The organism is Microvirga sp. GN3 (assembly GCF_055792825.1).
In genome coordinates this window covers 1-14,159 of sequence record NZ_JBVVAK010000022.1, presented here as the reverse complement: position 1 = coordinate 14,159, position 14,159 = coordinate 1, and the positions used below count along the sequence as shown (strand labels likewise).

The window sequence follows — 14,159 nt, the reverse complement described above, 5'->3', positions numbered from 1 at the left end:
CCTTATAAGCCTGCCATCGTCAACTTCTCCGGCCTGATGGGCGCTTGAACCACAAGCCGCTCTCGGCCGAACTTTCCGGAGGCCCCGATGGCCGGACATTCACAGTTCAAGAACATCATGCACCGCAAGGGCAAGGTCGATGCGGTGCGATCCAAGGTGTTTTCCAAGCTCGCCCGCGAAATCACCGTCGCGGCCAAGATGGGCATGCCCGATCCCAACATGAACCCGCGCCTGCGCGCCGCGATCCTCGCCGCCCGCGCCGAGAACATGCCCAAGGACAACATCCAGCGCGCCATCAACAAGGCCTCCGGCGGCGACGCGGAGAACTACGACGAGATCCGCTATGAGGGCTACGGCCCCGGTGGTGCCGCCATCATCGTCGAGGCCATGACCGACAACCGCAACCGCACGGCCTCCGACATCCGCTCCTATTTCACCAAGAGCGGCGGCAACTTGGCTGAAACCGGCGCCGTCTCCTTCATGTTCGACCGGGTCGGCTATATCGAGTTCGGGGCCGATGTGGCGGACGCCGATGCGATGCTGGAGGCGGCCATCGATGCCGGCGCGGACGATGTGGTCTCCTCCGAGAACGGCCACGAGATCTATTGCGACCAGGGCTCCCTCAACGAGGTGACCAAGGCGCTCGAGGACAAGTTCGGCGAGCCGAAGGCCTCCAAGCTCGTCTGGAAGCCCCAGACTCCGGTGGCCGTCGACGACGAGACCGGCGAGAAGCTCATGAAGCTGATGGAGTCTCTCGAAGAGCACGACGACGTCCAGAGCGTCTACGGTAACTTCGAGCTATCTGACGCCCTCATGCAGAAGATGGCTGGGTAATTTTGGCTGTGCGTCATGCCCGGGCTTGTCCCGGGTATCCACGTCTTCTTAACCGTTGATGACGTGGATGGCCGCATACCAAGTGCAGTCATGGCGGTGGAGAACATTCTTTGAGTGAACGCGTCCGAATCCTCGGCCTCGATCCCGGCCTGCGCAACACCGGTTGGGGCGTCATCACTGTCGAGGGGACCAAGCTCTCTTTCGTCGCCTGCGGGGTCGTGACCTCGGACGGCGACCTTGAGCTGGCGCTTCGCCTCAAGCAGCTCCACGACCGGCTGACGGACGTGATCCGGACCTGGACGCCCGATGAGGTGTCCGTGGAGGAGACCTTCGTCAACAAGGATGCTCAGGCAACCCTCAAGCTCGGCCAGGCCCGCGCCATGTCCCTGCTGGTTCCTGCCCTTCATGGCCTGCCGGTGGCGGAATATGGCGCCAATCAGGTGAAGAAGACCGTGGTGGGTGTGGGCCATGCCGACAAGGATCAGGTCCAGGCCATGGTGAAGATCCTGCTGCCCAAAGCCGACTTCAAGAAAGCCGACGCGGCCGATGCTCTCGCCATCGCCATCGCCCACGCCCACCACCGCAAGGCCCGCGCTTTGGCGGCGAGCTTTTAGGGTGTTACAACGCAACGACTGTCATTCCGGGGCGGCGAAGCCGAGCCCGGAATCCATAACCACCGGCATCGCAGGATCGAGAGCCGTCAGCGGTTATGGATCCCCACCTTCGCGGGGATGACACAGGAGGGGATGAGAACGTGATCGGCAAACTCAAAGGCGTGGTGGATTCCTATGGCGAGGATTTCGTGATCCTCGACGTGCACGGGGTCGGCTATGTGGTCCATTGCTCCTCCCGCACCCTCCAGAACCTGCCGCCGACCGGCGAGGCGGCGACCCTGTCCATCGAGACCTATGTGCGCGAGGACATGATCCGTCTCTTCGGCTTCCGTTCGGATTCGGAGCGCGAATGGTTCCGCCTGCTCCAGTCGGTCCAGGGCGTGGGCTCCAAGGTGGCGCTCGGCATCCTCTCTGTGCTCGATCCCGGCAGCCTCGCCACGGCCATCGCCACCGGCGACAAGGCCTCCGTCGCCCGCGGCCCCGGCGTCGGCCCGAAGCTTGCCCAGCGCATCGTCTCCGAACTCAAGGACAAGGCCCCGGCCTTTGCCGCAATCGATCCGGCCCTCATCCGGCTCACCGGAGCGGTCGAGGACAAGAGCGCGCCTGCCCCGGTAGCGGACGCCATCTCGGCCCTGGTCAATCTCGGCTATCCGCAGGTCCAGGCCTCCGCCGCCGTCGCCGCCGCCATGAAGCAGGCGGGAGATGAGGCCGAGGCCAAGACGCTGATCCGGTTGGGATTGAGAGAGTTGGCGCGATAACCCGCTGTCATCCCCGGCGAGCCGCAGGCGAGGGAAGGGGATCCATTCACATGCGCGGCGCTATGGATTCCCTTCCTCTCCGCTACGCTCTGGCCGGGAATGACAAAGACCTGATCGCCCCATGGGCGTTCCTGTTTTGATCTTGTTAAGAATGGCGTATTAGAGCGTCATCGCTTATATGAAGCCTCTGGAAGGTAAGCCTCTTTGACCGATTCCCGCCGCCTGATCAGCCCTGAAAAGCGTGAGGACGATGTTGATGCGTCGATCCGGCCGCTCTCGCTCGACGATTTCACGGGCCAGAAGGCCGCGCGGGCCAATCTCCAGATCTTCATCAATGCCGCCAAGGCGCGCGGCGACGCGCTGGACCACGTGCTCTTCGTCGGCCCGCCGGGCCTCGGCAAGACCACGCTTGCCCAGATCGTCGCCCGCGAGCTCGGCGTCAATTTCCGCTCGACCTCCGGCCCGGTGATCGCCAAGGCGGGCGATCTCGCGGCCCAGCTCACCAATCTGGAAGAGCGCGACGTGCTCTTCATCGACGAGATTCACCGGCTCAACCCGGCGGTCGAGGAAATCCTCTATCCCGCCATGGAGGATTATCAGCTCGACCTCATCATCGGCGAGGGCCCGGCCGCCCGCTCGGTGAAGATCGAGCTGCCGAAATTCACACTGGTCGGAGCGACTACCCGCGCGGGCCTGCTCACCACGCCCTTGCGCGACCGCTTCGGCATTCCGATCCGGCTCGAATTCTACACCATCGACGAGCTGGAGCTGATCGTGCGCCGCGGCGCCCGTGTTCTCGGGCTCGGCATGAGCGAGGAGGGCGCAAACGAGATCGCCCGCCGTTCCCGCGGCACACCCCGCATCGCCGGCCGCCTGCTGCGCCGCGTGCGTGACTTCGCCATCGTCGAGGGCGTCCAGACAGTCTCCCGCGACCTCGCGGACCGCTCGTTGCGCCTGCTCGACGTTGACCCCATCGGCCTCGACCTGATGGACCGCAAGTATCTCACGATGATCGCCAATTCCTTCGGTGGCGGCCCGGTCGGCATCGAGACCATCGCGGCGGCCCTCTCCGAGCCGCGCGATGCCATCGAGGACATCATCGAACCCTACCTGATCCAGAAGGGCTTCGTGCAGCGCACCCCGCGCGGCCGCATCCTCACCCCCCACGCCTTCAGGCACCTCGGCATCCCGGAGCCCACCCGCGAGACCACGGCGCAGTTCGGGCTGTTCAACGGGGACGATGATGAGTGAGAAACGCGATCAGGGCGGAATGATCGGCTCCCATCTCTCCGGCTTCATGCAGGATGGCGCGCATATGCTTCCCATCCGCGTCTATTACGAGGACACGGATTTTTCGGCTCGCGTCTATCACGCGAGCTATCTGCGCTTCATGGAGCGCGGACGCACCGAGCTGCTGCGGGCCGTCGAGGTGGCGCAGTCGGATTTGCATGCGGACATGGGCGGGCTCGCCTTCGTGGTCCGCAAGATGAATATCGATTTTCGCGGCGGGGCCGTCATGGACGACGTGCTGACCATCGTGACCCGGCCGAAGGAGATGCGCGGCGCATCGATGACGCTCGCCCAGGAGATCCGGCGCGGCGACGAAGTGCTGGTCACGGCCGATGTCATGGTCGCCGCCGTCAGGGGAGGGCGGGCCGTGCGGATCCCGGACGAGCTGCGGGCGGCGCTGACCGCGGAACAATAGGTCCGTGCCTTGCCCTATGGGTAGGGCGCTCAGGAGACCTGCTTCCAGCGCATACTAGCCGGAATTTCCATATCAATTTCAGGTAATTCGCCTCTGCGCGGCCGTACTTAAACCAGACCTTAACCTTACTCTGTGCTTAACAGGTAACGGTCCGGGACGATTGCGAGTCTTGTCGCCTGCCGCCCTTATTTTCGACAGATTCCGGGGCGAACGAGCAGTAATACAAGAACAGATTTTCCTAGAACCAGTTGCGGTGGGCCTTGGATCGCCTTCCAAGGCTGCTCGAAGAGCGAGGACGACAGACTATGAACCCGGCTGATGTGGCCCAGGCCGTCCCTGTGGCCCACGACATGTCCTTCTTTGGCCTGTTCTGGCAGGCCCATTTCATCGTCAAGCTCGTGATGCTGGGCCTGCTCGCGGCTTCCGTCTGGTGCTGGGCCATCATCATCGACAAGACCCTGCTCTACGCCCGCACCAAGCGCGCCATGGACCGCTTCGAGGACGTGTTCTGGTCCGGCCAGTCGCTCGAGGAGCTGTATCGCTCGCTCCAGAGCCGCCCGGCCACGGGCCTCGCCGCCGTGTTCGTCGCCGCCATGCGCGAGTGGAAGCGCTCCTTCGAGGGCTCGGGCCGCTCGTTCCAGACCCTGCCGCAGCGCATCGACAAGGTGCTCGACGTCACCATTCAGCGTGAAGTGGAGCGGCTCAATGCCCGCCTGACGGTGCTCGCCTCCATCGGCTCGGCCGGTCCCTATATCGGCCTCTTCGGCACCGTGATCGGCATCATGAATTCCTTCACCTCCATCGCGGCCTCCAAGAACACGAGCCTTGCGGTCGTGGCTCCCGGCATCGCGGAGGCGCTGTTCGCCACGGCCATCGGCCTGTTCGCGGCCATTCCGGCGGTGCTCGCCTACAACAAGCTGCAATCGGAAGTCGGCAAGCTGCAGTCGCGGCTCGAGGGCTTCGCCGATGAATTCTCGGCCATCCTGTCGCGTCAGGTGGACGAGCGCATCGGCCATGCCGGCCACCACCCGGCCAACGCGGCCTAAGGGAGATCCGACATGGCCATGATGGCAGGAGCGGCAGGAGGCGGAAGACGGCGGCGCAGGCGCGGCCGCACGCCTGGCGCGATCAACGAGATCAACATGACGCCGTTCATCGACGTCATGCTCGTGTTGCTCATCATCTTCATGGTGGCAGCACCCATGATGACGGCCGGCGTGCCGCTCGATCTGCCGCAGACGAAGGCCGCACCGCTCAACTCGGATGCGACGCCGGTGACGCTCTCCATCAAGGCGACGGGCCAGGTGTTCCTGGGCGAGACCGAGCTGGTGGACGAGGCCATCGTGGGCAAGCTCGCGGAAGTGTCGAAGTCCGGCTTCGACGAGCGGATTTTCGTGCGTGGCGACAAGAAAGTGGATTACGGGCGGGTCGCTCAGGTGATGTCGATCGTGACCACGGCGGGCTACAAGCGCGTCGCCCTCGTGACCGAGGTCGATCAGCGCTGAGTGGGATGAGGACAAGGGGCGAACACACGTGGCGTTGAAGCTGAAATTCAACACCTCAGAGCCGGGCTTCTGGGTCTCGGGCGTCGCGCACGCCTCGCTGTTGGCTGCCGCCCTGATCGGCCTGTCGGTCGGTACCGAATTCCCCGAGGCGCAGGAAGGCATCCCGGTCGAGATCATCACCGACAACCAGCTCTCCCAGATCACCAAGGGCGAGACGAACGCCAAGGCGCCGCAGCCCAAGCCCCGCGCCGAGCGCGTCGCCGACAAGACCGAGCTGAAGGATCCGGGCGAGGACAAGCGCGATGCACCCGCTCCCCCGAAGCGTCCGGCCGAGATGAAGGTCGCCGAGAAGGAAGAGCCGGTGGCCGCCCAGCCTCCGCCGCCGGCACCACCGACGCGCTCGCAGGAAGAGAAAGCCGCCGAGGCCAAGGCCGAGGAAGAAAAGAAGCTGCAGGAAAAGGCGGAAGCCGAAGCCATCGAGAAGGCGAAGGCCGCCGAGCAGGCGAAGATCAAGGCCGAGGCCAAGGCGAAAGCCGAAGCGGAGGCGAAAGCCAAGGCGGAAGCGGAAGCCAAGAAGATCGCCGAAGCGAAAGCCAAGGCGAAGGCCGAGGCTGAAGCGAAGGCAAAAGCCGAAGCCGAGAAGAAGCTTGCGGAAGCCAAGGCCAAGGAAGAAGCCGAGGCCAAGGCGCGCAAGGAGGCTCAGCTCGCCAAGAAGCTCGACATGGGCGACCTGAAGCAGTTCCTCGACAGCAAGGAAAAGAACCAGTCCACCGGCGCGACCGGCGCGGAGGTCCAGAAGACCGCTTCGCTCGGCACCGCGACGGGATCGGCCGCGAAGCTTTCGCCTAGCCTGCGCGATGCGCTCATCGGCCTTTTGGTCTCGCAGATCGAGCGTTGCTACAGCGCGCCGATTGCCGCCTCAGGCGGACAGGTCACGGCTCCCATTCTCGATATCCGCCTGAACCAGGACGGATCGCTCAGCACCGAGCCCAGGATCCTCCAAGCGGGGAGCAGCTCGACCGATCGTGCGGTTGCCGATGCGGCCGTTCGCGCCATCCGCAAGTGCCGCCAGTTCGAGATCCCCGCGAAATTCGTACCCTACTACGCGGATTGGAAGGTCCTGAACGTCCAGTTCGATCCTCCTCTCTCTTAAAGCCCAAAGCTTGGGACATAAGCCAATGATCACTCGCCTCCTCTCCCGTCTTCTTGTCGCGCTGGCCGTTGTCGTGCCGCTGGCGGCGCTCGTTCCTGCCGCCCAGGCGCAGCTCTCGTTCCGCGTCGGACCGGGCGGGCAGTTCCAGCCGATGCCCATCGCCATTGCCGATTTCTCCGGCGAGGGCGATCTCGGGCAGCGCGTGTCCGGCATCATTACGAACAACCTGCAGCGCTCCGGCTATTTCGCGCCGCTCGACAAGGCGCGCTTCCCCGAGCGTCCGTCGTTCGATGCCGCGCCGCGCTTCGACGCCTGGAAGATGGCGGGCGCACAGGCTCTCGTGACGGGCCGCGTCTCGCGCGATCCCTCGGGCCGTCTTCGCGCGGAGTTCCGCCTGTGGGACATCGAGTCCGGTCAGCAGCTCACCGGCCAGCAATACGTCACCGACGCCAATTTCTGGCGCCGCGTCGGCCACATCATTTCCGATGCGGTCTACACCAAGGTGACGGGCTTCGGCGGCTTCTTCGATACGCGCATCGTGTTCGTCGATGAATCGGGGCCGAAGGAGAACCGCCGCAAGAAGCTCGCGATCATGGATCAGGACGGTGCGAATGTGCGCTACCTGACGCAGGGCGACAGCTCCGTCGTGACGCCGCGCTATTCGCCCGCCACGCAGGACATCACCTATTCGGCTCAGGTCGAAGGCCAGCAGCCGCGCGTCCAGGTGATCAACCTGGAGACCGGCACGCGCCAGGTGCTCGGCAATTTCCCCGACATGGCCTCCTCGCCGCGCTTCGCGCCGGACGGGCAGCGCATCGTCATGAGCCTGCAGCAGGGCGGCAATGCCAACATCTTCATGATGGATCTGGGCTCGCGCGCCACCACGCGCCTGACCTCGACCGCCGCCATCGACACGTCGCCGTCCTTCTCGCCGGATGGCAGCCAGATTGTGTTCGAGAGCGATCGCGGCGGCAAGCAGCAGATCTACGCCATGAACGCTGACGGTTCGAACCAGCGCCGCATCTCCTTCGGCGACGGCTCCTATTCGCAGCCGGCCTGGTCGCCCCGCGGCGACTACATCGCGTTCACGAAGCAGCGTGCGGGCGGCTTTGCCATCGGCATCATGAAGCCGGACGGCTCCGGCGAGCGCATCCTCACGGAAGGCTTCCACAATGAGAGCCCGACCTGGGCGCCGAACGGTCAGTACATCCTGTTCTTCCGCGATCCGGGCGGACAGGCCGGCGGCAAGCTCTACATGGTCGACATCACCGGCCGCGTCGAGCAGCCCGTGCCGACCCCGTCCTTCGCGTCCGACCCGACTTGGTCGCCGCTCCTGAGCGAAAGCCGACAGAGCAACTGATCGCAATCGAAAAAGGGCGCTCGAAGCGCCCTTTTTCTTTGATCAAGCCGCCATCGGCGCCGCACTGCCGGTCTCGTCCTTATGGCCTCTGAGCTTGAAGGCGAGAACGAGAAGCGAGATGCCGAAGACCATCGCGTAAGCCCCGAGCCACCAGGTCAGCACTACGGCGCCGACGAGGGGGGCGAGCAGGAGCGCGATACCGAAGAGAACCGACACGATGCCACTGAAGATCAGCCAGCCGCGTCCGTAGGTCGGGTTCAGCTTGAAGGCGGCGACGATCATCAGGACGCCCGTGATCAGCGACCACACCGCCATCAGGGTGACGAAGAACAGGACCGTCAGCCCCGGCATCAGGAAGGCGATAACGCCGGCCAGGATGTTCAGGATGCCTCCGAGGATGAGGAGGCCCCAGCGCTGGTGTTCGGACGCTGCCCTGATGCCGGAGATAATCTCGACCACGCCATCGACCAGCATATAGGCCGCGAAGACCCAGACCAGGGACAGGAGCGTGGCTCCGGGCGAGAAGAAGGCGATGAGCGCGAAGATGATCGCGAAGACGCCGCGAAGCGCCAGGGCCCACCAGTTCTGCGCCAGAAGCTGGCTCATGGCGTGGGTGCGATCAAGGGTATCGAAAGGTCCGGTTGTGCCTGTAGCCATAGGAGTCCTCCTCGAAAAAGGAATGTACTGCCTTGCTCGAGATCAACGCCAAGCTTGACCATTGGTTTCCTTTTCTTCTTTTCGGGTCCTACTCTCCCGGCGAGGCCTCATGCTCCTTGATCTTGGTCAGTTTGCGCCGCAGGGCAAGCTTGCGCCGCCTCAAGCGCACGCGCCGCTTGAGCCGGAAGGCGCGGATCAGAAGCGCAATGCCGAACCAGGCCATCGCGATGACGATAGGCAACACGATCAGAACCGGAAAGAACGTGATCAAGGTCGCGAGCGCCAGCAGCGCGAAGCCGATGATGGCGACGCTGCTCGCCTCCGTTGCCGTCAGCGAGCGCGAGCCGACCGCCTTGCCGACCGTGCTCGAAAGCGCCAGGGCGCCGGCGGCGAGCCTGCGGACGCCGCCCTTCTTGAAGCGATGGCCACGGCGCGAACGCATATTCCTCGCCTGACGGCGCCGGGATTGCCAGCCGGGAACGATCTCGGTCGCGTTGGCGAGATCCTCCAGATAGACTGCCTCCATGGCCTCGGCGAAATCGGCATCCTCGACCACCACGTCGAGCTCCCAATTGGTGGCCCAGCTCGCAATGTTGAGATTGGTGGAGCCGACCCGGGCCCAGCGCCCGTCCGCCACGGCGGTCTTGGCGTGGAACATCGACCCGTTCCACTCATAGACACGGATGCCGGCCTCGATCAGCGAGCGGTAGCCGGCCCGGACGACGGGCTGCAGGGCGGGCACGTCGCTCGATCCGGGAACGAGGAGGCGCACGTCCACCCCGTCCCGCGCCGCTTCGCCCAGAGCCTGCACATAGGAGGTGGTGGCCACGAAATAGGCGTCGCTCAGCCAAAGATTGCGCTGGGCGGTCGCCGCGATGAACTGGTCCACCCGGTAGGTGCGGAACATGCCGGGCTCGCCGCTGATGACCCGCGCCGCCACCGATCCCGCCTGCGGGATCAGGTCGGCTTGGGGCAACTCCGATTTCGGGATCGGCGCCATGCCGGAAAGAACCCAGCTCTCCGCAAAGCTGGCATCGAGATCGGCGACGATGGGACCTTCGAGCGACAGGCCGGTATCCCGCCAGGGCTCGGTGCCGTTCTTGCCCACCCAGCTGTCGGACACGCACAGGCCGGAGACGAAGGCGATGCGCCCGTCGACGGTGATCAGTTTGCGGTGGTTGCGGCGGATCCAGAACGGGTCGGTCAGCCTGGGCGGATTGAAGACGCGGGCCTCGACGCCGGCCTCGCGCAGGCGCCGCCAGTAATGGGGCAGGGCGCGGAAGGAAGATCCGAGCCAATCGTAGAGCACCCGCACGCGCACGCCGGCGCGCGCCCGCTCCATCAGGGCTTCCGCGAACGCCTGACCCGTGTCGTCATCGGCGATGATGAAGTTCTCGAAATGAATGACGGTCTGCGCCGAGCGGATCGCCTCCAGCCAGGCCGGGTAATTCTCCTTTGAGTCCCGCAGCAGGGTGATGGCGTTGCCTTGGCGCAGGTCGCTGTCGGCGATGCGCGCGAAAGCTCTCTCCAGGCGGAGATCGTCCAGAGCTTTGCGATAGGGCTGTCTGAGGCTTCCCGGCTGGGGCGTCACGATATTCATGACCTCTCAACGCTTGAACCCGATGATCGGCGGCAGCCTAGCTTCATTTGCCTTCCCTTGCGGCAGGAATAAACGACGCAGCACGAAGCTGTTTACGACCGATTAACCCTAACCCCAACTTCCACAACTTGGCCATAATTGACCTTAATCCCGCATGCGTCCTCACGGTTGACGGAACCCTCCTTTAACCATCTTCCCGATATGAAAGTCACAACGTTCGGCAAACGTATGTGTAAGGAGTATTGCCAATGATGACGCTGCGCGCCGTCAAGTTCGCTGCTGCTATCGTCCTCGCCCTCGGGGCGGCGGCGTGTTCGTCCAACAAAGATGGGGCCGATGGAGCCGGCGGCTTCGGAGCCGGCGGTGCCGCCACCCCGGGCAGCGCCCAGGATTTCGTCGTCAACGTGGGCGACCGCGTGTTCTTCGAGACCGATTCGACCGACCTGACCCCCACGGCCGTCGCGACTCTCGACAAGCAGGCGCAGTGGCTACAGCGCTATCCGAACTACACCTTCATCCTCGAAGGCCATGCGGACGAGCGCGGCACCCGCGAGTACAACTACTCGCTCTCCGCCCGCCGCGCCCAGGTCGTCCGCGACTACCTGATCTCCCGCGGCATCCCGGGCAACCGCTTCCGCACCGTGTCCTACGGCAAGGAGCGCCCGGTCGCAGTCTGCAACGACATCTCCTGCTGGTCGCAGAACCGCCGCGCGGTCACCGTGCTCGGCGGCGGCGCCGGGGCATAAAGCCTCACCTGGCGCATCGTGCAGGAAAGTGGATCCGGTTTTCCGTCCCAACGATGCGCCGGCCAAGAGGGGGAGCATCGGATTCGACCCCAAAAGCGGGTCTACTTTTGGGTCCGATGCTCGAGTTCAAGCCCTCGTGAAATCGCAGAGCGCCGCCACATTCTCGCCGTGGCGGCGCTTTTGTGTTATCGGCCTCCTCGATCGAGGACCCTCACGGTATCCCAGCATGTTTCGACGTCTGTTTGTCTTTTTCGCCTTTGCCCTTGCTCTGGCCGCCCCTGCCGCTGCGCAGGATGCGGCCGATGCGATCGTGCGCCTGAACCGGCTCGAGAGCCAGTTCCGCCAGATCTCCGGTCAGATGGAGCAGCTCCAGTACGAGAACCGCCAGCTCAAGGAGCAGCTGCGCAAGTTCCAGGAGGATGTGGAATTCCGCTTCCAGGAAGGCCGCGGCGGCTCCCGACCCTCGTCGCCCACGACCACTCCTTCGCGTCCCGCCCAGCCCCCGGCGCAACCGACCCCGGCCCAGCCGCAGCGACGCAGCGACGTCTTCGATCCCTCCGAGACGCCGGATGCTCCCGGCGCTCCCCGTCCGCTCGGCACCACGGCCCCGTCGGCACCCCTGACGGCGGACGCAGGCCGTCCCATGCCGTTGCCCGGCGGGCAGCTTGCCGGCATCGGCGACCTGATCGAGCAGGACGAGCAGGGGGGTGCCGACGGCGCTCCCATGGATCTGAACTCCCATAACCGCGCTGCGGCCATCCCCCAGGGCGCCATTGCCGAGCGCCCGGGTCCGAGCGTCGCGGCGACGAGCGTCGGCAATCCGCGCTCCGATTTCGACGCGGCTTATGCCTCCTTCACGCAGAAGCAGTACGACCAGGCCGAGATGGGCTTTCGCCGCTTCCTCCAGTCCAATCCGCGCGACAAGCTGGTGCCCGAGGCGACCTTCTGGCTCGGTGAGACCTATCTCCAGCGCAGCCGCTATCGCGAGGCCGCGGAGCAGTTCCTGAACGTCTCGGCCGAGCATCCCGATGCTGCCAAGGCGCCCGATGCCCTGCTGCGGCTCGGCATCTCGCTGAACGGTCTCGGTGCCAAGGATCGCGCCTGCGCCGTCTTTGCCGAGCTCGACCGCAAGTACCCGCAGGCTTCGGCTCCCGTCCGCCAGGCCTCCGACCGCGAGCAGAAGCGCATCAAGTGCAGCTGAGCCGCTGACGAGTTTTGAAGGGCCAAGCGATGGCCGCGCTCCCGCCTCCCGACGATGCGCTCTCGGATGAAGGGCTGGAGCGTCTTTTTGCCTCTCTGAACCAAGCCTCGGGCATCGTTACGGCCGTTTCCGGCGGGCCGGATTCGATGGCCCTGATGCATTGCCTCGCCCGCTGGCGCGCCACCGGTTCGCGACCTCCCGTTCTCGTTGCCACCATCGATCATGGGCTGCGGCCGGAAGCCGCCGAGGAGGCCGCCTTCGTCGCACGGGAGGCCACAGCCCTCGACCTACCGCACCGTATTCTCGCCTGGACCGGCGACAAGCCTCGAACCGGCATCCAGGAGGCTGCACGCGAGGCGCGCTACCGCCTTCTCGTCGAATACGCCCGCGAGGCCAGCGCATCGCATCTTCTCACCGCCCACACCCTCGATGATCAGGCCGAGACAGTGATGATGCGCCTTGCCCGGGGGTCCGGCCTGTCCGGGCTCGCCGGCATGCGTCGCGAGACGGATCGGGACGGCATCATCCATGCGAGGCCGCTGCTCGACTGGCCGAAATCGAGCCTTCTCACTCTCTGCCAGGGGCAGGGCTGGCGCTTCGTCACCGATCCGTCCAACGCCAACGAAGTTTATGCCCGCGTCCGCTGGCGCAGGCTCATGCCGCTCCTGGCCGCGGAGGGGCTCGATGCCGAGCGCCTGGTGCGCTTCGCCGAGCGCGCCGCCCAGGCCGACGAGGCGCTCGATCTCAAGGCGGGGGAGGCGCTGGACCGGGCCGGGCCCGTTTTCGAGGACGGAACCCTCTCTTTCCAGGGCGGCATTCTTGCAAGCGAGCCTTTCGAGATTGCCGTCCGGGTGCTGGAGCGGGCCCTGTCCCGGACGGGGCTCGAGAACAGCCGTCTTCACCGGCTCGAAACCTGTGCCGAGCGCCTGCGGGAGGCCGTCAGAGCAGGGGAGGCATTGCGCCTCACCATCGCCGGGGCGCTCCTACGACTGAATCGTGCGGGCAGAGTGTCCATCGGGCCGGAACCGCCACGCCGCCGGGGTCGTTAGCCAAATCTCTTAGCCAAGGCTATTGGATGATGCCGCACGGGCGCCGCATTCCCTTGGCAAGGCGAGACGGTGTGCCTACATTGAGTTTAACCGCGGGGGGAGACTTCCTCACGCTTCATCTCCCTCTGGGGCAGAACCTGATCCGATGAATTCAAATTTCCGCAACTTCGCCTTGTGGGTCGTCATCTTCCTTTTGGTGCTGGCGCTCGTGACCCTTTTCCAGAGCCCGGGCCAGCGCGGTGGCGGCAGCGACATCGCCTATAGCCAGCTCCTCAGCGAGGCCGATGCCGGGCGCATCACCAGCGTCGTCATCTCAGGCCCGGAGATCAGCGGCACCTACACGGATGGTCGCACCTTCACGACCTATGCGCCGAGCGACCCGATGCTGGTCACGAAGCTGCAGCAGAAGGGCGTGCAGATCACGGCCCGTCCGCAATCGGATTCGACTCCCTGGTTCATCGCGGTTCTCATGAACATCCTGCCCATCGCGCTCTTCATAGGCGCCTGGGTGTTTCTGTCGCGCCAGATGCAGAGCGGCGCCGGCCGGGCCATGGGCTTCGGCAAGTCCAAGGCGAAACTGCTGACGGAAGCGCATGGCCGCGTCACCTTCGATGACGTTGCCGGCATCGACGAGGCCAAGGAAGACCTGCAGGAGGTCGTGGAGTTCCTGCGCGACCCGCAGAAGTTCCAGCGTCTCGGCGGCCGCATTCCGCGCGGCGTGCTGCTGGTCGGCCCTCCCGGCACCGGTAAGACCCTGACCGCCCGCGCGGTGGCGGGTGAAGCCAACGTGCCGTTCTTCACCATCTCCGGCTCCGACTTCGTCGAGATGTTCGTCGGCGTGGGTGCCTCCCGTGTGCGCGACATGTTCGAGCAGGCGAAAAAGAACGCCCCCTGCATCATCTTCATCGACGAGATCGACGCGGTCGGCCGCCATCGCGGCGCCGGCTTAGGCGGTGGCAACGACGAGCGTGAGCAGA

General features: G+C 65.1%; 15 protein-coding genes. 13 read left to right on the top strand and 2 right to left on the bottom strand.

Annotated features, from left to right (window positions below; all coding sequences use genetic code 11):
• Nucleotides 1–87: 87 nt before the first annotated feature.
• The 9 genes from ACS5Q1_RS13010 (at nt 88) to tolB (ending at nt 7,929) form a co-directional block, all read left to right on the top strand.
• The gene (locus ACS5Q1_RS13010) at nt 88–834 is read left to right on the top strand and encodes a YebC/PmpR family DNA-binding transcriptional regulator (RefSeq protein ID WP_473098607.1); all 747 of its coding nucleotides are present in this window, start codon (nt 88–90) and stop codon (nt 832–834) included.
• Between the two features lie 110 nt (nt 835–944).
• Nucleotides 945–1,448: a crossover junction endodeoxyribonuclease RuvC gene (ruvC, locus tag ACS5Q1_RS13005; protein WP_473098606.1), complete on the top strand. Its 504-nt coding sequence runs from the start codon at nt 945–947 to the stop codon at nt 1,446–1,448.
• 140 nt (nt 1,449–1,588) lie between these two features.
• A complete protein-coding gene (gene ruvA, locus ACS5Q1_RS13000) occupies nt 1,589–2,206 on the top strand; it encodes a Holliday junction branch migration protein RuvA (RefSeq protein WP_473098605.1) in 618 nt (205 codons plus the stop codon).
• Between the two features lie 204 nt (nt 2,207–2,410).
• Nucleotides 2,411–3,457: a Holliday junction branch migration DNA helicase RuvB gene (gene ruvB, locus ACS5Q1_RS12995; RefSeq protein WP_473098604.1), complete on the top strand. Its 1,047-nt coding sequence runs from the start codon at nt 2,411–2,413 to the stop codon at nt 3,455–3,457.
• A 19-nt stretch (nt 3,458–3,476) separates the two neighbouring features.
• Complete coding sequence (gene ybgC / locus ACS5Q1_RS12990) at nt 3,477–3,911, top strand: tol-pal system-associated acyl-CoA thioesterase (protein WP_473098655.1); 435 nt, start codon at nt 3,477–3,479, stop codon at nt 3,909–3,911.
• A gap of 305 nt (nt 3,912–4,216) precedes the next feature.
• Complete coding sequence (gene tolQ, locus ACS5Q1_RS12985; protein ID WP_203441131.1) at nt 4,217–4,957, top strand: protein TolQ; 741 nt, start codon at nt 4,217–4,219, stop codon at nt 4,955–4,957.
• A gap of 12 nt (nt 4,958–4,969) precedes the next feature.
• Nucleotides 4,970–5,416, top strand: a complete 447-nt coding sequence (locus ACS5Q1_RS12980; protein ID WP_473098603.1) for an ExbD/TolR family protein — start codon at nt 4,970–4,972, stop codon at nt 5,414–5,416.
• Nucleotides 5,417–5,450: 34 nt separating this feature from the next.
• Entirely contained in the window at nt 5,451–6,569 is a 1,119-nt protein-coding gene (tolA, locus tag ACS5Q1_RS12975; RefSeq protein ID WP_473098654.1) for a cell envelope integrity protein TolA, read from the top strand.
• Nucleotides 6,570–6,594: 25 nt separating this feature from the next.
• Nucleotides 6,595–7,929, top strand: coding sequence for a Tol-Pal system beta propeller repeat protein TolB (tolB, locus tag ACS5Q1_RS12970; RefSeq protein ID WP_473098602.1), 1,335 nt, complete (start codon nt 6,595–6,597; stop codon nt 7,927–7,929).
• Nucleotides 7,930–7,971: 42 nt separating this feature from the next.
• Here the strand turns inward: tolB and ACS5Q1_RS12965 are convergent, their stop codons facing one another.
• Entirely contained in the window at nt 7,972–8,586 is a 615-nt protein-coding gene (locus ACS5Q1_RS12965; RefSeq protein WP_473098601.1) for an HdeD family acid-resistance protein, read from the bottom strand.
• A gap of 88 nt (nt 8,587–8,674) precedes the next feature.
• Entirely contained in the window at nt 8,675–10,186 is a 1,512-nt protein-coding gene (locus ACS5Q1_RS12960) for a phospholipase D-like domain-containing protein (protein ID WP_473098600.1), read from the bottom strand.
• 248 nt (nt 10,187–10,434) lie between these two features.
• Here ACS5Q1_RS12960 and pal point away from each other — a divergent pair, with 248 nt between their 5' ends.
• From pal to ACS5Q1_RS12940, 4 genes are all read left to right on the top strand, one after another.
• Nucleotides 10,435–10,932 carry a peptidoglycan-associated lipoprotein Pal gene (gene pal / locus ACS5Q1_RS12955; protein ID WP_473098653.1) on the top strand — a complete coding sequence of 166 codons (498 nt, stop codon included), beginning with the start codon at nt 10,435–10,437 and terminating at the stop codon, nt 10,930–10,932.
• A gap of 226 nt (nt 10,933–11,158) precedes the next feature.
• Nucleotides 11,159–12,133, top strand: coding sequence for a tol-pal system protein YbgF (gene ybgF / locus ACS5Q1_RS12950; RefSeq protein WP_473098599.1), 975 nt, complete (start codon nt 11,159–11,161; stop codon nt 12,131–12,133).
• 29 nt (nt 12,134–12,162) lie between these two features.
• Nucleotides 12,163–13,182: a tRNA lysidine(34) synthetase TilS gene (tilS, locus tag ACS5Q1_RS12945; RefSeq protein WP_473098598.1), complete on the top strand. Its 1,020-nt coding sequence runs from the start codon at nt 12,163–12,165 to the stop codon at nt 13,180–13,182.
• A 145-nt stretch (nt 13,183–13,327) separates the two neighbouring features.
• A partial coding sequence (locus tag ACS5Q1_RS12940; protein WP_473098597.1) for an ATP-dependent metallopeptidase FtsH/Yme1/Tma family protein occupies nt 13,328–14,159 on the top strand: 832 nt, incomplete at its 3' end.